The sequence below is a fragment of the Granulicella sp. dw_53 genome (assembly GCF_018449545.1).
In the GTDB taxonomy this organism is placed as follows: domain Bacteria; phylum Acidobacteriota; class Terriglobia; order Terriglobales; family Acidobacteriaceae; genus Edaphobacter.
This window is the reverse complement of sequence record NZ_JAAVUR010000010.1, coordinates 203227-222788: the sequence shown is the minus strand read 5'-3', so window position 1 is coordinate 222788 and position 19562 is coordinate 203227. Positions and strand designations below refer to the sequence as shown.

The 19562-nt window shown below is 52.0% G+C and carries 14 protein-coding genes; 6 read left to right on the top strand and 8 right to left on the bottom strand.

The annotated features are described in order from the left end of the window. Nucleotides 1–544 precede the first annotated feature (544 nt). The gene (locus HB393_RS16775) at nucleotides 545–1075 is read right to left on the bottom strand and encodes a class I SAM-dependent methyltransferase (protein WP_213806342.1); all 531 of its coding nucleotides are present in this window, start codon (nucleotides 1073–1075) and stop codon (nucleotides 545–547) included. Between the two features lie 55 nt (nucleotides 1076–1130). Between HB393_RS16775 and HB393_RS16770 the strand changes: the two genes are divergently transcribed. Then, nucleotides 1131–1364, top strand: a complete 234-nt coding sequence (locus tag HB393_RS16770) for a hypothetical protein (protein ID WP_213806341.1) — start codon at nucleotides 1131–1133, stop codon at nucleotides 1362–1364. A gap of 459 nt (nucleotides 1365–1823) precedes the next feature. Here the strand turns inward: HB393_RS16770 and HB393_RS16765 are convergent, their stop codons facing one another. Continuing rightward, nucleotides 1824–2276, bottom strand: a complete 453-nt coding sequence (locus tag HB393_RS16765) for a RidA family protein (protein WP_213806340.1) — start codon at nucleotides 2274–2276, stop codon at nucleotides 1824–1826. 1304 nt (nucleotides 2277–3580) lie between these two features. On the opposite strand from HB393_RS16765, the gene HB393_RS16760 reads away from it, so the two are divergent. Beyond that, on the top strand, nucleotides 3581–4102 hold the full coding sequence (locus tag HB393_RS16760; RefSeq protein ID WP_213806339.1) for a GMC family oxidoreductase: 522 nt from the start codon (nucleotides 3581–3583) through the stop codon (nucleotides 4100–4102). A 340-nt stretch (nucleotides 4103–4442) separates the two neighbouring features. Further along, nucleotides 4443–9776 carry a DUF4082 domain-containing protein gene (locus HB393_RS16755; protein ID WP_213806338.1) on the top strand — a complete coding sequence of 1778 codons (5334 nt, stop codon included), beginning with the start codon at nucleotides 4443–4445 and terminating at the stop codon, nucleotides 9774–9776. 196 nt (nucleotides 9777–9972) lie between these two features. Here the strand turns inward: HB393_RS16755 and HB393_RS16750 are convergent, their stop codons facing one another. The 6 genes from HB393_RS16750 to HB393_RS16725 form a co-directional block, all read right to left on the bottom strand. Next, entirely contained in the window at nucleotides 9973–11172 is a 1200-nt protein-coding gene (locus tag HB393_RS16750) for a DegT/DnrJ/EryC1/StrS family aminotransferase (protein WP_213806337.1), read from the bottom strand. Further along, complete coding sequence (locus HB393_RS16745; protein WP_213806336.1) at nucleotides 11169–12161, bottom strand: NAD-dependent epimerase/dehydratase family protein; 993 nt, start codon at nucleotides 12159–12161, stop codon at nucleotides 11169–11171. Before HB393_RS16745 ends, HB393_RS16750 begins: the two co-directional genes overlap by 4 nt. Nucleotides 12162–12240: 79 nt before the next feature. Further along, entirely contained in the window at nucleotides 12241–12933 is a 693-nt protein-coding gene (locus tag HB393_RS16740) for a DapH/DapD/GlmU-related protein (protein ID WP_213806335.1), read from the bottom strand. Beyond that, entirely contained in the window at nucleotides 12923–14029 is a 1107-nt protein-coding gene (locus tag HB393_RS16735; protein ID WP_213806334.1) for a DegT/DnrJ/EryC1/StrS family aminotransferase, read from the bottom strand. Before HB393_RS16735 ends, HB393_RS16740 begins: the two co-directional genes overlap by 11 nt. Next, nucleotides 14026–14580 (bottom strand): acyltransferase, encoded by a 555-nt coding sequence (locus tag HB393_RS16730; protein WP_213806333.1) that lies wholly within the window; start codon nucleotides 14578–14580, stop codon nucleotides 14026–14028. Before HB393_RS16730 ends, HB393_RS16735 begins: the two co-directional genes overlap by 4 nt. Then, nucleotides 14581–15624, bottom strand: a complete 1044-nt coding sequence (locus HB393_RS16725; RefSeq protein WP_213806332.1) for a Gfo/Idh/MocA family oxidoreductase — start codon at nucleotides 15622–15624, stop codon at nucleotides 14581–14583. A gap of 772 nt (nucleotides 15625–16396) precedes the next feature. On the opposite strand from HB393_RS16725, the gene HB393_RS16720 reads away from it, so the two are divergent. The 3 genes from HB393_RS16720 to HB393_RS16710 all read left to right on the top strand — a co-directional run bounded on the left by HB393_RS16720 (nucleotide 16397) and on the right by HB393_RS16710 (nucleotide 19468). Beyond that, nucleotides 16397–17023 carry a polysaccharide biosynthesis/export family protein gene (locus HB393_RS16720; protein WP_213806331.1) on the top strand — a complete coding sequence of 209 codons (627 nt, stop codon included), beginning with the start codon at nucleotides 16397–16399 and terminating at the stop codon, nucleotides 17021–17023. 109 nt (nucleotides 17024–17132) lie between these two features. After that, entirely contained in the window at nucleotides 17133–18707 is a 1575-nt protein-coding gene (locus HB393_RS16715; protein WP_213806330.1) for a hypothetical protein, read from the top strand. Continuing rightward, nucleotides 18659–19468 carry a CpsD/CapB family tyrosine-protein kinase gene (locus tag HB393_RS16710; RefSeq protein WP_345945259.1) on the top strand — a complete coding sequence of 270 codons (810 nt, stop codon included), beginning with the start codon at nucleotides 18659–18661 and terminating at the stop codon, nucleotides 19466–19468. The genes HB393_RS16715 and HB393_RS16710 overlap by 49 nt, the downstream gene beginning before the upstream one ends. Nucleotides 19469–19562: the final 94 nt, after the last annotated feature.

Below are 19562 nucleotides of genomic sequence, written 5' to 3'. Positions count from 1 at the left end.
TGCGGGCACACCGAAACATCTTGAACGTCGCCGTCTCTCGAGCCAGGCAGAACCTTTACGTCGTGGGTTCTTGGAAGGCATGGAGTTCTGTTGGTCTAGCTGGTCACATGAGTAGCGAGTTCCCCAATCGAATTCGGCTCTGATGGCTTGGATTTATAACTCAATTGCCTCCCGTCGGCTTCCGCTCCAGTGACGTGCAATGTCCATTCGTTAACGAAAACACTGAACCCCTGGTGGTGCCTGAAGCCTAAATTCGAAGAGAAGTCAGCCACTCGACGAATCGGCAATGTGATTGAGTTCGATTTCAACTGATGAGAGAGAACGGTGTAGCACCATCTGTATTGACGTTGGCCATCAAACGCCTGGTGAGATCAGCCTTCTTAAAGGAATCACTGAAGAGCGAGATTGATCAGCCCAGGTTCGCCCATGACGGTACACCGTCAGACATTCTGATTCCTGCTTCTTTTAACGTCTGAGGTTATGAGTGATCCTTTCAGGTCTCGCATATGTGCCTACAAGCGCTACGTGGTAATAATAATTTGTTCTAAGATTGGCTGCTGTCCAACTCGGCCAGAGCGGAATACATCTCGCCACCGAATCGGGAGGGACGAGTTCCACCCTTGACTATTTCTGTAAATCCTCGTCCCCGGAGCAAGTTTTGGAGAGCAGAGAAGCCAAGCGGATATGGGACCCAACGGCTTGGTGCCCTATCTTCGTACTCCACAATCAACAATCGTTCAGACAACGTGCGTAGCTTTTCCACGAAAGCACCTTGGAGTTTAACAAAGTGCAGGAAATTTGCCATGAGGACACCATTAAGTGCAGGCAAAGGTAGATCGTTTACCTCCAAGTCCACGATCTGCTTGTGAATCGTTACCTCTTTATACCGATCGGGAATCTGCTTCAATAATTTCTCGTCTTTGTCTACGGCGTAGATCACGCTACCTGAGGGTAGCAAGGTTGCGAGGGCGAGCGTAAAGGTCCCTGTTCCGCAGCCAAAATCGCACCATGTCTGTGCATTCGTTCCCGTAATTTTGTCTATTCGAATTAATTCGGTTGCCTCTGAGATGTCCATTTCAATTGGGTCTACGAGTCCTGTCCTTCTATCAGGTTACCTTCGATTCATCTTGATGAAAAAACACATCCCATCAGGATTTATTTCAGATAGTGCGAAACTCCTTAATTCGTCCTCTATTGCTATTTGGGGCGTTGCGCTTTGGTGCATAGCGTTTTTCCTCAAGAGGGCAGAATCATTGTCCGGCGTTCCCGAGGTGGTGATCGGGCAATCGCAGGGTGGTTTTGCAATGGGCGTTGGTTATGCGCTGCTCGAAACGCTGCCCCCGGTTCTAAGACGGACCGGATAATGGGGAGTGGAATCTTTGGCAAATATCTCATTGCACGCGGCTCCGATCTGCCGCTGACTTGTCATTAGAACCCTAACTTCAAGCCGGGACGTATGCCCGGTCATCCCGAATGGTATCTGGCGCCGCACGAGATGGCGTGGGAAGGAAAGACCGTTCCTGAAATCTGTGCTCAGATCAAAGACCCCAAGAGGAATGGCAACCGATCCCTGCACGAGCTCGTCGAGCATATCGGCAATGACACGCTCGTTGGTTGGGCCTGGGCGCCTGGATTCGCAGGACACCGGCGCCTGGAACGCAGAAGCAGGCCGGAGCACTCGTCGAGGCCTGGGTGAGTTCGGTGCCGTCTGTCCTCAGGTATGCAAGGATCCGGCGCTGCTCGATCGTTTATGCGATCGAGCAGCCACCCGTCTGCCTAAGCTATCAACGAATGCAACCGTTCATTGAGTTGGACACTAATTGTTAGTGCTTTACGGCGATGGCGGAGATTTCGATTTTTGCGCCGCCGATCAAGCCTGCAACCTGGACTGTCGCCCGGGCCGGTTTGGGATCCGGCATGAGCTTGATATAGACCTCGTTCATCTTCTTGACGTCATTGAGATCGGTGACGTAGACGGTGACTGAGACGAGGTCAGACATTTGGAAGCCTGCGTGCTCTACTACCTTCTTTATGGCCGCAATTGTGTTTGTGGTTTGGAGGGTAATATCGGTCCCGGTGACTTTGCCCTGAGCGTCAGGCCCTTGTTGACCCGCGACGTAGAGAGTGTTGCCGGCGACGAATCCGTCGCTGAAGGGCATGCCTTTGGTAAAGTCGATGGCCTTATTCTGGGCGAAGACGTTACCCGAGGCACAGACGGTTATGATTCCGACCAAAATCAGGCCACGCTTCAGCATCAGCGAATGCAACTTCTTCATCGTTTCGTCTCCTGTATTACCGCTAAGAAATCTTCTCATTTCTTCCCGGTTTCGACACCTATCGTAGATTGTTAATCCGCAGCTTCCAGAAGCTGATATAAGTGTTGGTTTATTTCGGCTGTCCCTCATGCACTTCTGTTTCTCCAGTTCTCGCCTATTTTTGGCTTCTTCTGAAATAAGTAGAAGTAGCAGTAAGCATAGATGTGCTGTAATAGCTCACCGTGTATATCGATCTGGAGACGCCGAACTTACCGTCCACATTTCGTTCCTCCGTCTGCATTGTGGGCGGAGGCGTGGCTGGGATTCTGCTTGCTTCACGTTTGCTGCGAAGTGGAAGGGAAGTACATTTGCTTGAGGCGGGTGGGCTCGAGATCGAGGAGCGCAGCCAAAGTCTCTATCGGACAACGATGGACGGATACCCCCATACGGGCGCTGCAGAGGGCCGGTTTCGTACCTTCGGTGGCTCTTCGACGCGATGGGGTGGTCAGCTCCTTCCTTTTACGGAAGACGTACTGCACCCCCCCAAATGCCTAGGACTGCCGCAGTGGCCGATAAGTCTGCGCGAGCTAGAGCCGTATTACAGCGATCTAGAGCAGGCTATGGGTGTTCCAATAGCCACATACTCTGACGAGCTATTGAAGGAGTTTGGTCGCGAGCATCCGTTCCAATCTGAAAAGGTGAGGCTTCGCTTCTCGAAGTGTGCACCCTTCGTTAAGAGAAATCTTTCGAAGACTTTGGGCCAATACTGTCTCTCGTCAAAGACGGTAACTGTATTCACCCATGCAAACGTTGTCTCGTTGAACCTGCAACTAAACGGAGGTTCCGTTCGTAGTTTGACCGCAGTTAACTACGGCCGAGTGCCCTATACCTTTGAGGCAGAGGAATTTGTCCTTTGCACTGGAACGATCGAAGGATCACGGTTACTGCTTGCCTCAAACGGCGTTTGCCCGGAGGGGGTAGGCAATGGACGGGACCAAGTGGGACGGTACTTCCATGACCACGTTGGCGTGCGCGCAGGGGTCGTTGACCCAGAAGATCGAAGGCGTGTGACTCGGACGTTCGCTCCCTTCATCCGAAGCGGTACGACTCATAGGGCAAAGCTGGAGGCGACGAGAGAATTGCGTTGCGAGAAACGATTGTTATCCGTTGCGGCCCAATTTGCGATTGAAGAGCCGGAGGGATCCGGAGCCGACTTGATTCGTGGTCTACTTCGGGCTTTACAGCGCGGCAAGCTCGATAAGGAGACTCGACGAGATATTTTGGGGTTGCCAGCAGCCTCGGCAGAGATTGCAGGATTGCTTTTCATGGCGAGATTTCGCAACAGACGTTTCGTGTCGAAGCATGCAAAGATCGTTCTGGAGATCGACGTCGAGCAGAGGCCCGACAGGGAAAGCCGGATCCGTTTGGGGACGGATACGAATTCGTTGGGAATGCGAGAGGCCGTCTTAGACTGGAAGATATCGGTAGAGGAGCAAGAGTGCATTCGCACCTACGCGAAAGAGATCGACCTACTTTTCCGCGAACACTCCTTGGCGGTTGTACCGCCGAATCCGGAGATCGCCGTAGATGGGGGTGCTTGGTTCAGTGGCGGTCGACTCGACACGTTTCATATGATGGGCGGTACGAGAATGGGCACCGATCCTTCGAATAGCGTGGTCGATAGTTCTCTTAAGGTGCATGGCGTGAGAAACCTGTCTATTGTAAGTTGCTCTGTCTTTCCGACTGGTGGAAGTTCAAACCCGACCTTCACAATGATGGCCCTGGCCTTCCGTCTCGCAGACCGGCTTCAATCCCGTTGTGCAGTGCAAAGTTTAGGGCAGACATGACATTTTCCTGCAACATTTACGCATGTTTGCAAGGCGCTGAAACAAGATTGTGAGCTCCTTCGGAATCCGCATAGAACAGTCACTCAGCATACCGAAGCAGGCAGGCTGGGCAATTTACTGCGCAACAGTGTCTGAGACGATCTCCGTCCTGCTTTGGTAGTCCACATGCAATAAGCGTCCGTGGAAGGGAAGGCCGGCCTCGTTTGAGGCGGTGCCGACCCATTCGAATACACCACCCAAGCCATCAGGTGCGAGCCGCTCCAGAGCGGGCGAGGAGCTTATTAAGAAATTATCTCAATGCGCGATGTGTAAGAGCAGCCTGACCCTCTTGGGAATGATCTTGGCCGTTCTGGTTTCACTCGTTGGACAGGCACATGCGCAGTGTACTAATCCCGCGAACCCGATTGTTGCCGAGAACTGTCTAACGGGAAATCCATCGAGCGAATGGGATGTAGGGCCTGGAAGTGCGGGAGATCTTTCGATCCAGGGTTTTGCTGCCGACATCAGCGTAAACCAGGGAAGTACTATCTTCTTTAAGATCAATACACCGGCAACGGCATACACGATCGATATCTACCGGATGGGCTATTACGGTGGTAGGGGTGCGCGGAAGATTACGTCGATTACACCGTCGGTTTCGCTCCCCCAGATTCAACCAGCCTGCAATACTGATACGACTACGGGGCTAATTGACTGCGGCAACTGGGCGGTATCTGCTTCGTGGAAGGTGCCCGCAACGGCAGTCTCCGGAATTTACTTTGCTCATCTCGTACGAGGGGTCACGGGGGGAGATAGCCACATCGTCTTTATCGTGAGAAACGATGCGAGCCATTCCGCGATCATGTACCAGACATCCGACGAGACCTGGCAAGCTTATAACTACTATGGCGCAGGTAGTTTGTATAGCAAAGCTACGCCAGCCTTCGATCTTACGGATCGTTCCTACAAGGTCAGTTATAACCGCCCATTTCTGACACGGGGATTCGCCCAGGAATGGGATACCTGGGTATTTGGCGCAGAGTTCGCGATGGTTCAGTGGCTCGAATCAAATGGCTACGACGTGAGCTACTTCACTGGAGTGGACGCATCGCGCAACGGTACCTTGATTAAGAATCATAAGATCTATATGGATTCTGGCCATGACGAGTATTGGTCGGGAGCACAACGAGACAATGTTCAAGCTGCTCGCGATGCGGGGGTGAACCTTGCGTTTTTCAGTGGCAACACAATGTTCTGGAAGACACGATGGGAGAACAGTATCGATGGGACGAGCACCCCCAATCGCACCATGGTTTGTTACAAGGAAACCTTAGCGTTCGCAAAGCTTGACTCTCAAAGCCCTGCGGTCTGGACGGGAACCTGGCGTGACCCAAGTTTCAGTCCGCCGGCTGATGGAGGGAAGCCAGAGAACGCACTGACCGGAAGTTTGTTCATGGTCAATGGGACTGGGGACGACAACGACGGTAGTCTGAAAATCAAAGTCCCGTCGGATGACGGAAAGATGCGGTTCTGGCGTAACACGGCGGCGGCGACACTCGCGGCAACGGCAACCTACACGCTGCCTGTCGCATCGCTGGGTTACGAGTGGGAGGTGGATGCTGACAATGGATTTCGACCACCGGGTGCGTTTCATCTTTCTACATCGACCTACACACTAACAACTGATTATCTTCTGGACTATGGCGCAACCTATGGCGCCGGTGTGGCGACTCACCATCTTATGCTGTACCGAGCTCCAAGTGGAGCCCTCGTCTTCAGCGCAGGCTCAATCGATTGGTCATGGGGCTTGAACAGTAACCACGACAATCTCTTTTCCTTCGCTACCCCAGCCCCCGATTTGAACATGCAGCAGGCGACGGTGAATTTGTTGGCGGATATGGAGGTGCAACCTGCGAACCCCCAGCCAGGAATTGTGGCGACGACTGCATCGTCCGATACAACGGCACCCACCTCCACGATCAGCTTTCCAACGTCAGGTTCGACGGTCAATACAGGCAATGCCATCACAGTGACCGGAACGGCCAGCGACTCGGGCGGAGTAGTTGCAGGGGTCGAGTTTTCTTTCGACGCTGGAGCGACCTGGCACCCTGCCACGGGTCGCGCCGCCTGGAGCTATGTTTGGACACCTACCGCGGCGAGTTCATCTTCCACGCTTATGAGCCGTGCGGTAGACGACAGCGCAAACCTCGAAGTTCCCATAGGTGGAGTGTCGGTCAATGTACTACCGCAGACCTGTCCTTGTAGCATTTGGGCCCCTTCGCATGCTCCAACGGGCACAGATAGCGGGGACGTCAATGCAGTCGAGTTAGGAGTTAAATTTCGTGTGGATACGGATGGGTCGGTTCTCGGTGTTCGTTTCTACAAAGCATCGAATAATACAGGTTCGCACATAGGCCATCTATGGTCCAGCACCGGAGCCCTACTGGGCACCGCGACTTTCACCGGTGAGGGTAGTTCCGGATGGCAGCAGGCTAATTTCGCGGCACCAATCCCTGTGATGGCGAATACTACTTACATCGTGTCCTACTTTGCTCCGAAGGGACACTATTCTGCTGACTCCTATTTCTTTGCGGCCACCGGGGTTGATAATCCTCCGATCCATGCGCTGGCAAGCGGAGTGGATGGTCAGAATGGAGTTTTCTACTATCCGCCCTCTGGCACACTGGGCGGTTTCCCCTCAGGCAGCAATTTGTCAGCGAACTACTGGGTAGACGTTGTCTATACCTCTTCCCATACGTATGGGATCAGCGGATCGATCGCGGGTCCAGGTGGCGCAGGTGCAGTTGTTAATCTGACTGGCGCAGAAATTTCTGCAACGTCGGTAGACTCATCAGCAAACTATAGCTTCAGTGGCTTGGTTAACGGTTCGTATACTGTGTCTGTCACCAATACCGGCATCAGTTTCAGCCCTTCCAGTCAGCTTGTCACCGTAAACAATGGAACTGTCACCGGGGTTAACTTTACGGCTATGGTGATGAATCCTCTGAGCATCTCAGGCAAGATTACTGGTGTCAGTGGAGCCGTAATTAAACTCGGAGGGACCGCCTCTGGTATGACGATTGCGGATATCTCCGGAAATTACTCTTTTGGTGGGTTGTTGAATGGCTCTTACACACTTGCCATTTCTGCACCAGGCTTTATTTTTACTCCTGGTGCGCAGACCATCGTGCTATCGGGTGCGAGTGTAGCTAACGTCAACTTCGCAGGCCAAGTTTGCAACTGTACCTCTCTATGGCAATCATCGGCCACTCCTGCTCTGATCGATTCCAATGATGGAAGCCCAGTGGAGTTAGGTATAAAGTTCAGAACTGATAGTCCAGGCAGTGTCACAGCTTTGCGCTTTTATAAAGCGACTGCAAATGTGGGAACTCATATCGGCCATCTCTGGACAAGCTCTGGAGTTCTCCTAGCTAGTGCTATTTTTACGGGGGAAACAGTTTCAGGTTGGCAACAGGTGACGCTTTCAACACCGATCCAGATAGAGGCAAATACCACCTACATCGCTTCGTACTACGCTCCATCTGGACAATACTCTGCCGACCTAAACTATCTCGCGACAACGGGAGTCAACACACCGCCGCTTCATGCCCTCGCGAACAACGTCGATGGAGCGAACGGGTTATACATCTACACTTCAAATCCAACCGGGGCGCTTCCAACAAACACGTATTTGTCCACAAACTACTGGGTTGATGTTCTCTTTGCCGGCGCCCAAAGCTATAGCGTGAGTGGAACAATCACAGGTGGCGCTGGCAGCTCCGTTGCGATCAATGATTCCACCAATAGAGTTGCCACCGCAGATACATCGGGCAACTATACTTTTCCGGGTGTCTTCGCTGGATCTTATTCGATTACACCGACCCAACCGCACTTGGCTTTTGTGCCCGGCAACCATAATATTGCGGTCGCTTTAGGCAATGTAACCGGGGTGAATTTCACGGTACCGCAGATCTGCCCATGTGACACCATATGGGCGCCTACAACACAGCCGGCGACAATCGATTCAGGGGACACGCTTGCTTATGAACTGGGTGTCAAATTTCGAGCGGACGCTGATGGCTATATTCTCGGTGTGCGCTTCTATAAAACAGCATTGAATACAGGCGTGCATCTGGCGCATCTTTGGTCACCGACAAATACCAACCCTCTATCTTCTGCCACATTTACCGGTGAAAGCGCTTCAGGCTGGCAACAAGTGATGTTTCCGGCACCGGTTCCTGTAAGCGGTAATTCGACCTACATCGCCTCTTACTTTGCGCCGGCCGGGCACTACTCTGTAGACAGCGCGTTCTTCACAACGGCAAATATCGATCGTCCTCCATTGCATGCTTTGTCGACTGGGTTAGCTGGCGGTAACGGTGTCTATGCGCAGGGAGCAAGTAGTATGTTACCAATATCCAGTTACAACGGAAACAACTATTGGGTCGACGCCATTTATGCAACTACGACGACGCATAGTCTGGGAGGCACAATCACAGGAGTCGGTGGTGCTGGGGCTACCCTTCTTCTAAGTGGAGCGACCACGGCAAGCGTAACTGCAGACGCGTTCGGAAACTATAGTCTCAGTGGCTTGGCAAACGGAACCTACACTGTCACGCCCAGTAAATCCGGCTATATCTTCACCCCTGCGAGCCAGATTGTCACTATCAGTGGATCTCATAGTCTTGCGGTCAACTTCGCTTCCTCAGAGCCGACGTATGTTATTTCCGGAAAGATCGCGGGAGGATCAGGTCTGACTGTTTCACTTTCACCGGCATCTGCTGCAAACGTCGTGACGGATAGTGTTGGCAATTACACTTTTGCAGGCATTCCGAACGGCACTTACACAGTAACGCCGAGTGGTCCAGGATATGTTGTTAGCCCAATCAGTCAGAGCGTTAAGATCAACGGTGCGGCTGTAGGAGCGGTAAACTTTACTGCTGCGGCCACAACATATTCCATCTCCGGAACCATTCCTGGTGGAGCGGGGACACTGATAAGTCTGGCTGGTCTCAGCAATGCTGTCACAACGGCCGACATGGCGGGAAAATACAGCTTTCCCAGTGTGGTGAGCGGTGCGTACTCATTAACGCCAGCTAAAGCCGGACTGGTGTTTACTCCGACGACTCTTGCAGTCGTGGTCTCAGGGGCTAACGTTTCAGGGGCGAACTTCTCTGTGCCACAAGGCTGTCCGTGCAACACTCTATGGCAGCCCTCCGCAACGCCTTCCCTCATAGACGATGGGGATAACGCGAGCATTGAGATTGGCGTTAAGTGGCGCTCGGATACAGATGGGGTTGTATCCGGAATCCGTTTCTATAAGAGCGCGGCAAACACGGGTACCCACATCGGAAACCTCTGGTCCAGCACGGGTGTTCTGCTAGCCACGGCTACTTTTGTTAGTGAAGGTAGCTCCGGTTGGCAGCAGGTACTCTTCGCCACCCCTGTCTCTATCTCCGCAAATACAACCTATATCGTCTCCTACTTTGCTCCGGCCGGCCACTACTCGGGAGATACGAACTTCTTTGCGAGTGCAGGCATTAATTCACCACCACTGCATGCTCTCGCTACTGGCGTCGATGGTGGAAACGGGGTTTATCACTACTCTTCGGTTAGCATCTACCCGGATCAGAGCTTTGCCGCAGGGAACTACTGGGTCGACGTTATTTACGAGCCTATAGCGTCAGCGAGATGATCAATGGAGTAGGCTCCGGAGGCAAGGTGACCCAAGTTGGGGCGACTACCACCGATACCCGAGAAACTGCCGCTTCGACATGTGACCAACGGGAGCTACACTCTTACGCTAAACTTCATCTCTTCTATATTGGCGTATCAATAACCCAACCGCAGAAAATCGGGCTTATAAGATGAGCATGTCTACTTATGATGGCTTATATGACAGCGTTGGGTCCGCCATCTGCGATCGAAGCTCGGTGTTGGGCCCCGCCAAAGGAAGACCCTTTGATTTCAAATGCTCGAAGACTAGCGATAACATAATCTTGTTCCGAATTGGTCATCTGGTGGAAGAGCGGAAGGATTAGACCTGTATCGGCTATTTGATTCGTCTCCAATAAACAGCGGTCCCAATTCTTGGAGCGGTAAGGCAGTTCTCGGTGGATCGCCATAATAGCGCGACGTGTAGAGATGCCTTTCTCGAGCAAATCTTGCATAATCTCATCTCGTCTGCCGGCGAAGGGACCGACGAGGCGCAGCATGTAGGACTGATAGTTATGGCGGCAGTTCTCTGGACACGCAGGTGTCTGTATCCAAGCGAGATCGTGCAGAGCTTGGGTATATCGGGCGGCCAAGAATCTTCGTCGCGCGAGAAAGTCGCCGAGACGGTCAAGTTGGACGATACCTAACGCGGCCTGCATGTCAGTCATCCGGAAATTGAAGCCGACCTCATCATAGGCTTCGATGCTGACTTGTTTCGCGCTATGGCGTGCCACGTCGGATAAGCTCATCGCGTGTTGCCGGTTACGTCGAAGTGTTTCCGCGATCATAGGATCATTGGTGGTGATCATCCCACCTTCACCTGTAGTAAGAATTTTTCTGGGATGAAAACTGAAACAAGCCATAGTGCCCAGAGGTGCGCCAATCAATTTTCCGTCGTACTCCGACCCGATGGCGCATGCGGCGTCTTCGATAACTGTCAGACCATGTTTCGCGGCCACCTCTAGGATCAATTTCATCTCTGCAGGAAGGCCTACTTGGTGGACCACCAAGATGGCTTTAGTCTTTGGCGAGATCGCCTCTTCGATCTTGGCTGGATCGAGGTTATACGTATTCGGGTCAATGTCTGCAAAGACCGGCGTGGCGCCAGTGTAGGTAATGGAGTTTGCGGTCGCAATAAAAGAAAGGCTAGGACAGATAACCTCGTCCTCTGTGCGGATACCGGCTGCGAGTAGGGCGAGGTGGAGGGCAGTTGTACACGATGACACAGCCACCGCATACTTACAGCCGGTATATTCCGAGAATTTGATTTCGAATTCTGCCACGCGTGGTCCCTGGGTTACCCAACCGGAGCGCAGGACCTCTACTACCGCCCGTTCTTCATCGACACCAATGTAAGGACGTGCAACGGGAATCATCGAGACGAGCCTCCGGTTATGGCGGCAGACTCCAACATGACCTGATCACGCCACTGTACAAGAGCTTTGAGACCATCTTCCAGCTTTACTTGGGCTCTGAAGTTAAGCAAGCTTTCGGCTTTTTCAACAGCTGCGCGGCGGGTTTGAACGTTGTTTACTTTTCGCGCCTGAATAAACTCAGGTTCCAAACGAGAGCCGGTTACTTTCAGTAGAAGTCGGCAAAGTTCTCTCAGGCTAGTCTGAATGCCGGTTCCGACGTTGAAAACTTCGTCGGTCACATCGGATATTAGGCCTATCACATTAGCATGTGCGACATCGTCGACGTACACAAAATCCATCGACTGCGAACCGTCTCCGAAGATTTTAGGCGCCTGGCCGGCTTCGATAGCGTCAATCCAGCGAATTAAGACCTCCGTATAGACGCCATCAATATCCATCCGAGGACCGTAGATATTGAAGTAGCGAAATGCAACATAAGGGAGGTTGAACATTTCATAGTACGAACGAAGCATCTGCTCGTTGGCTATTTTGCCGGCCCCGTAGAGCGTTCGATTGTTGAAAGGGTGAGCCTCGTCCATTGGGAGATAAGAGGGATCACCATATACGGAGGCTGATGAAGCGGCCACGATTTTTTTAACCTTGTGGCGGACTGCGCTTTCAAGAACGTTCGAAGTGCCATTCACAATAACCTGTATAGCTTCGCGGGGTGATTCAGCACAGCGAGTGATGCGCAAGGCCGCTTGATGAATAACGTAATCGACACCGCGTACAGATTCATCGACCTTGTCGGCGTCGCGGATATCTCCTTCGATCACCACTATGTTGCCTTTGCTCTTTGCGCTCTCAAGGTTACGGAGATTGCCACGAACGAAGTTGTCTAATATGCGCACCTCCGCGGCCCCTTCTTGCAGCAATCGGTCAGCAGTGGCGCTTCCGACGAACCCTGCGCCCCCTGTTATCAGTATTCGTGCCCCTTGTATGGGATTCATTGAACCTCTTCTGCCGGGTGCCGGCTGAACTCTACCGATGCGTTTATTGAATTTCACGTTACCCAGATGCGGAGTGCTGTTAATGATTCCGATATCGGGTTACCCTCGCTGGAACGCCCACGAGGACTGCATATTCCGGAGCGTCGGTTGTAACCACCGCACCTGCGCCAACTATCGAATGTGCCCCAATATGAACGCCGGGTAGTATGGTTGCGTTGGTGCCGATATCGGCCCCGTATCCAATCACCACAGGCTCGATCGCGAGTGGTGTTGCGATGATAGGGATGTCAACTGGAGTACCTGTATGGGATGATCCAAGAGCCTTTGCTCCAGGACCCCATCCAACATAGTCGTCGAGAATGAGGCTTCGAGCGTCAAAGTAAGAATGAGGGCCGATCCAGACGTGATTGCCGATGCGGCAGGTACCGTCGAAGCGCCCCTGGATCATGGTCTGAGCTCCGATGAAGACTCCGTCGCCAATCTCTATCGTCTCCGGATGCTTTACAACAACTCCGGGACCAATTTGCAACGCGTGTCCGGCGGTGCGGCACATCGCACGGAAGATTATGCGTCGAAGCTGCTCCTGGAATGGGCCTTCTTCGTCTCTGTGCTGGGAGAAGAGGGTGACGAGTTCGAGGGTCGAATAGGTTCGCTTGAGATGTGCGGCATATTCCCACTCCCAGTCAGGATCATGTAGAAGCTTTGCCCTTCCAAAGACCGCAGATACTATCCTCGGCTGTGATGATGGCGAACTCTGGAGGTTAGCTGACATAACAACTCTCCTGTAGTTCAAAGGCTATTCTTTCGATCGATTCGGCTTTTAGGTGAGGATGCATTGGGAGCGAGAGGATGCGGTCTTTAATTCTCTCCGTCATCGGCAAGTCTCCTTCCCTGTATCCCAAGAAGCGATATGCTTGCTGAAGATGCAACGGCGTTGGATAGTGAAGGCCAGTTTCAATATCAGCATCGGCAAGGTGCTTGCGGAGCGCATCCCGATTGTCTGATTGAACAACGTAAAGGTGGTAGACGTGATGCCTATTATTCATCTGAGTCGGCGTTTCGATATTGGCCATTGCAAGGGCGCTATCGAATGCCGCCGCGGCGCTACGTCGTTGATCATTCCAAAGATCTAGATACTTCAGCTTGACTGAAAGAATTCCGCCTTGAATTCCTTCCATGCGCATGTTTAGCCCGGGAAAGACATGCTCATATCTCTTAGACGAGCCGTGATCGCGCCACATCCGGATACGTTGGGCAAGCTCTGCGTCATCGGTTGTCACCGCGCCACCTTCCCCGCAGGCGCCGAGGTTCTTGCCGGGATAAAAACTGAAACAGCCCGCAATCCCGAAGGAACCTGCTTTGCGACCTTTGTACTCTGCGCCATGGGCCTGACATGCGTCCTCGACGACAGAAATGCCGTGATGGTCGGCAATCTCAAGAATTGGATCCATATCCGCGACCTGTCCATAGAGATCGACAGGGATGATGGCTCGCGTTCTGCTTGTAATCGCGGCCTCGAGTAAGGTGGGGTCCATGGTGAAGGAGATTGGGTCGATGTCTATGAAGACAGGTGTGGCGCCTACTGCTGTGATGGCCTCCGCTGTAGCTATGAATGTATGTGCGACCGTGATGACTTCGTCGCCTGGTCCTATTCCTAACGCTGCGAGCGCCAAGTGGATGGCGGCAGTTCCTGTGTTGAGGGCGACGCAATATCTAGTTCCGACGTAGGCAGCAAACTCCTGTTCGAAGGTCTGTACTTCGGGTCCTAACACAAAGGTAGATTTGTCGAGGATCCGATCGAAGACATCGCGAAGCTCCTCCGAGATACCTTCATGCAGCGATCTCAAGTCCATAAACGGAATCTTCATTGTTTCTCCATCATTCTTAGAATCCGTGCCGGATTACCAGCCACAACCGCCATGGGGGGTACGTCCCGAGTCACAACGCTACCGGCGCCGACGATGGCGAGTTCTCCGATAGTGATGCCGCCGAGAATGGTGCAACTTGTTCCGATCGAGGCGCCACGTTTCACGACTGTAGTTATCACTTGCCAGTCGGCCTCTGTCTGCAAAGCTCCGCTGGCAACTGTGGCGCGAGGGTATTTGTCATTGATAAAAGAGACGTTGTGGCCAATAAAGACGTCGTCTTCGATCCGAACACCCTCACAGATGAAGGTGTGGCTGGAGACTTTTACGTTGGCGCCGATGTATGCATTTTTCTGAATTTCGACGAAAGTTCCAATCTTGCTATGATCTCCGATCGTGCAGCCGTAGAGATTCACAAATCCATAGATCTGCACATCCCGCCCCACCTTAACATCAGGAGATATACGGCGGAGATCAAGAGAGGAGGCAAGAGCGGCGAGGCCGATCTTATCCGCGCTTAAAGATCCATCGATGTACATCGGAGTTGAGGACATCTAGGCAGCCCCCTGACTGAGAGCGAGTTCTTCGGGGACGAGATGGATTAGCTTCCCACGTTGCTTCATCGAGAGAGAGGCGCTTTCAAGGATTCTAACCACTCTTAGTCCAGCCTGACCTCCTGTGATTGGCTCGGCGCCAGTGCGAATACATTCCACAAAATGCTGGATCTCCACCTTGAGAGCCTCTGAGACGTCCAACTGGGGTGCGAACATATCGCCCGAACGGTATCCGACGAGTGCCTTATAGAGAGAGTCGCTAGACCCGTTCACGGTGATTCCCTTGTCGTAGACTTTCACCTTCTCACTCGGCTCCATGTCGTCGTAGACAATCATCTGTTTGGTGCCACCAACCAACGTGCGGCGAACTTTTACGGGAGAGAGCCAGTTGACGTTGATGTGGGCAATCAGATTCTGTTCGAAAAACAGTGTGAGGTATGCAAGATTCTCGGTACCACCAAATAAGTGGTTGATTCCTGTTGCAGCAACAGCACATGGCGAGCAGGGAAGGATGTAACCCATGATGGCGAGATCATGCACTGCGAGATCCCAGATGACGTCCACATCGCGCTGAAATAAGCCCAGATTGATGCGAGTGGAGTCATAGTAGAGAATATCCCCTAGCTTTCCCGAGTCAGCAATGGCTTTAATCTTGCGGACGGCGCCTGTGTAAACAAAGGTGTGGTCTACCAATAGCGTCAGTTTTCGACGAGCCGCCTGGTCGATGAGATGAAGTGCCTGCTCGGAGGTGGAGGTCATGGGCTTCTCGACCATGACGTGCTTCCCACTTTGTAATGCGCGTAACGCGAGGTCATAGTGAGTGTGAACGGGGGTAGCGATCGCAATGGCATTAATGTTCGGATTATCGAGCAAATCTTGAAAGTTCGTCGAAACGATTACCGATGGATAGCGAAGCTTTACCTGTTCAAGACGATCGGCGCGCATGTCGCTTACAGCGACAACTTGGGTCTCTGCGACCTCAAATAAGTTGCGGACCAGATTTGGCCCCCAGTATCCATAACCAATTACTCCTACGTTAATCATCTTTCCTCCGAAAACGATCACCGACTCCGACTAGCCTTCTTAGGCTGCGCCAAGCTATCCCCATCTCCCTATGGAAACAGGCATCCCGAATATGTGAGTTGAAAGGGCCTCTTGGTTGGCGGTCAGCCTGCTTCTATAAAAGACCGATTTGCACTGCACGATAAACCTCAATGAGCCTCTTGTGCACGTCGATGACCAATGTGTCATGGAACTGCGGTGGGACAATCAGATTGGACAACAGATTGCGCCTACGCCCGGCAATCTCTTTACGAGTAGCGCAGCATCCGAGGGCAACGTTTCATTCGTCTACGGGTAGATAGCTTCTTCTTATCTATGTTGGTGTAATCGACGAACGTCTTTGGACGCCGGACACCTAGAGACTAGAGAGAAGGCGGCGAGGTTTTAATCGATCGGGAAGCGGAACTTAGAGTTGCCTACGATTATTCGATGGCTCTGTACAGCATCTTATGTAACTCTCTCGCGATCTTTGCAGTTATTAGCGAATCTTTGCACACTTTGGGTGTTGGCTATCGACCGCATTGGCTCCCATTAACCCTGGAGTGATCCCTGTCTAGTAATGTGGCGTAAGTGACGCTTTCTAAAGCGCAAATCGTTGCAAATAGTTAGCAATAAGTTGCCACGCGAGTTGGCGCACTCCCAAAACGTCTAACTCTAAGCTTATATAAAGACGGCGATGCTTTGGCCATCGGCTTGCTTCTCGACGACATAGGGTATAGGCCAAGACCATATGGGCTCCAGAGGATCAATTCGATTGCTTGACGCCATTGCGATGCTCTTTCTTTTGACATCTTGCAGCTGGGCGCAGATCGGCGTGCAAGCTGCGCTCAGTGGAGAGCCGGCGCCCGTCGAGGGACATTCCGTTGCAGCGTCAGCTGAAGATATTCCCTCGGCTGCCATTGGGTCTCAGTACATGCTTGGGGTCTCGGATGTAATCCGTGTGAATGTCTGGAAGAGTGCTGACCTGTCTCAAACGGTGACGATAGGTCCGGACGGCTTTATATCGTTGCCACTTCTAGGCGATATTTACGCGGCCGGGATGACTTCGAACCAATTGGCCAAAACTCTTAGCACACGTTTGGTCAACTTCGTTATTAATGCTCAGGTAACCGTTAGCGTGGTTGATTTCCGAAGCAGACAAGTCTTCGTTACGGGCCAAGTTGGTAAGCCAGGAGCTTATTCTCTTATCGCACCAATTACCGTCCTTCAACTTATTGCACAAGCGGGGGGTCTAAACGTATTTGCTAATCGCAAGGGCATCTTTGTGTTACGAGGAACGAAGGGCCTTGAGAAGGTCAGATTTAACTACACCAATGCCTTACGCGGTGATGTCAAACAGAATATCAATCTACTGCCAGGTGATACGGTGATTGTTCCTTAGCGGATCCCATCAGCAAATGAGCCAATAGTTTCGTCTAAGTTGCTCGCTAGTCGGCGAAGTCAGACGTGCCAAGTACCAATATTTATTCTTGCCGCAATGTTAGTGGTATATGTCTTTCAACAATAGATTGATCGGTGCGGAGGAAATGGTGGGAAAAACTCTGACGCGAACGAAGAATTCTTCGATCTCCGCCATTTATCTGTGGGAGGTGGTTAAGAAGCGCGGAGATGTAGTGATTATATCGGCGGTGTTGCTTGCCTCAGTTGGGGTAGCTGGCACATCGCTGCTACCGAACGTCTATCGTGCCACCACGACCATCCTGGTTGATCCACAGAAGATCCCTGAAAAGTATGTTTCCTCAACTGTGACCAGCGATCCGAATGCACGAATGAACACACTCTCGCAGCAAGTGCTCAGTGCTTCCAGATTACAGGAGATTATTGATAAACACGATCTTTATCCCGAGCTGCGGAAGAAGAAGTCGAGAGAAGAAGTTCTGGATATGATGCGGGAGAAGACGAAGATCGAATTAAAGCAAAGCCCCGAGCCCGAACAGGGTTTGAGCAGTTTCACCATCTCTTACGAGGACAATGATCGCGACCTAGTTGCGTCGATCACAAATATGCTTGCCTCCAGTTTTATCGACTGGAACCTCAAGGTGCGTCAACAACAGGCTCTAGGTACTACTCACTTTCTTTCGTCCGAGTTGCAGCAAGCAAAAGAGAGTCTCGAAGAACAGGAGAGACAACGCGAAGCCTTCAAGATTAAACATGCAGGTGCTACACCCGAAGAGCTTAGCGGAAATCTGCAAGCTTTGTCACGCTTGCAATCAGAGATGCAATCGAACATAGATGCAGTCAGCCGACTGGACCAAGAGCGTATCTTGCTAGCGAGAACCAGATCTGTCGAATCGCAAAATAGTCCTACCTCCGAACGCGACCGTCTTCTTCAGGAGAAGCGAAGGTTAGAGAACGAACGCTGGAATTTGAAAAGGCAATTTACTGACTCCTACCCGGACGTTCTGGCGGTCAACGAACAATTGGGCCATCTGAACTCCAGACTTTCAGAGCTACCTGTGCCTGCGCCCGATTTTGCGGACTCTAGTGATCCAGATACGCAAATGCGTCTTTCGTTGATTAGTAAAGAGATTGGTCGATACAAACAGCGGATACTAGACTTGCAACAAAGCATGCGGAGTTACCAGGGAAAGGTCGATTCGGTTCCAATTCTGGAGACTCAGATGGCCGAATTGACACGTAATTACGAATCATCGAAGCAGAACTACCAGTCCCTGTTAGAGAAGACCTTCTCCGCCGGAATGGCGGAGGAGTTGGAACGGACCCAGCAGGCGGAACGATTTACTGTTCTGGATCTTGCAAAGACACCGGAAAAACCAATCCGACCGAAGCGAATTCCTATTTTGGTAGGTGTTCTCGTCGCTGCTCTTCTTCTTCCAGCGGGAACAATGATCGGGATTCACTTGCTGCGCAGAACGGTAGACTCCGAGACCGACATAAAAGACCTGTTGCCAACCGGCATCCCAATTCTCGGAACGATCCCTCCGATTATGAGTAGAGCAGCTTTCACTCATAGTCGATTAATGAAGGCTCAAATGGTGCTCGTATCGCTGGCGGCATGCATTGTCCTGGCAATATTCCTTTTCAAAGTAAGGCCTGTTTTATGATCTCGATTCCAGGGCCATCTAAGATTAAGGAAAGTCGTGAGGGCGACGGCTCTTTTCTGCGGTCTGCCTGGAATAAGCAGGTCGTAGTGCCGAAACCCGGCAAAGCATCGTGTCTGGTTTTTCTGACGGAGCCTACTGGCCTTGCGACTGAACAATACAAGATTCTGCGCCGTCGACTCTGCAACCTTCAACCCCTGGGTGGAGTTCTCCTAATCACCAGCCCAAGTCCTGGCGAGGGGAAGACCTTGACGTCGACTAATCTCGCATGGAGCCTCGCGGAGGCCGGCCAGAAGACATGCTTGGTTGACCTGGACTTAAGGGCTCCGGGAGTTTCGAATGCGCTTGACATAAAAATTGCGGAGGACGGTATTGAAGACGTGCTCAAGGGAAAGCGAACGATCAAAGAAGCTCTTCGGCAGGTCGGCGACGGCTCGTTGCATGTGCTCGGGGTGAGAGAACGGTGTGCTTCGATGGGCGGGCTCCTGTCTTCAGCACTGATAACTCCGCTATTATTTGAACTTCGATCCATGTTCCAGTGGGTAATCCTAGACTTTGCACCTATTATTCCCATGGCAGACGTGGGGGAGGTTTTGCCATGTGTTGATGGGGCTCTGATGGTCGTCCGCTCAGGAAAGACGAGCAAAGACATGATTGCGCCATCACTCGAGATCTTGGGCTCAAAGCTCTGGGGTGTTGTGATGAACGATGCCTTAATCAAAGGAAGTGCATACTACGGGCACTACGGGGTTCACCGAGGCTAGTCTGACTGCAAGACTAAATGGTTGGCCGTTGGAAAAGAGGGAAGCATTGATTATCGGGCGACCTCGCTACCTCTTATTCCTGATTACTCTAACT

What these genes read in the sequence shown, in the direction of transcription:
- HB393_RS16775 (WP_213806342.1), bottom strand. Translation starts at nt 1,075, where the DNA reads ATGGACATCTCAGAGGCAACCGAATTAATTCGAATAGACAAAATTACG.
- HB393_RS16770 (WP_213806341.1), top strand. Translation starts at nt 1,131, where the DNA reads ATGAAAAAACACATCCCATCAGGATTTATTTCAGATAGTGCGAAACTC.
- HB393_RS16765 (WP_213806340.1), bottom strand. Translation starts at nt 2,276, where the DNA reads ATGAAGAAGTTGCATTCGCTGATGCTGAAGCGTGGCCTGATTTTGGTC.
- HB393_RS16760 (WP_213806339.1), top strand. Translation starts at nt 3,581, where the DNA reads ATGGCGAGATTTCGCAACAGACGTTTCGTGTCGAAGCATGCAAAGATC.
- HB393_RS16750 (WP_213806337.1), bottom strand. Translation starts at nt 11,172, where the DNA reads ATGATTCCCGTTGCACGTCCTTACATTGGTGTCGATGAAGAACGGGCG.
- HB393_RS16745 (WP_213806336.1), bottom strand. Translation starts at nt 12,161, where the DNA reads ATGAATCCCATACAAGGGGCACGAATACTGATAACAGGGGGCGCAGGG.
- HB393_RS16740 (WP_213806335.1), bottom strand. Translation starts at nt 12,933, where the DNA reads ATGTCAGCTAACCTCCAGAGTTCGCCATCATCACAGCCGAGGATAGTA.
- HB393_RS16735 (WP_213806334.1), bottom strand. Translation starts at nt 14,029, where the DNA reads ATGAAGATTCCGTTTATGGACTTGAGATCGCTGCATGAAGGTATCTCG.
- HB393_RS16730 (WP_213806333.1), bottom strand. Translation starts at nt 14,580, where the DNA reads ATGTCCTCAACTCCGATGTACATCGATGGATCTTTAAGCGCGGATAAG.
- HB393_RS16725 (WP_213806332.1), bottom strand. Translation starts at nt 15,624, where the DNA reads ATGATTAACGTAGGAGTAATTGGTTATGGATACTGGGGGCCAAATCTG.
- HB393_RS16715 (WP_213806330.1), top strand. Translation starts at nt 17,133, where the DNA reads ATGTCTTTCAACAATAGATTGATCGGTGCGGAGGAAATGGTGGGAAAA.
- HB393_RS16710 (WP_345945259.1), top strand. Translation starts at nt 18,659, where the DNA reads ATGCATTGTCCTGGCAATATTCCTTTTCAAAGTAAGGCCTGTTTTATG.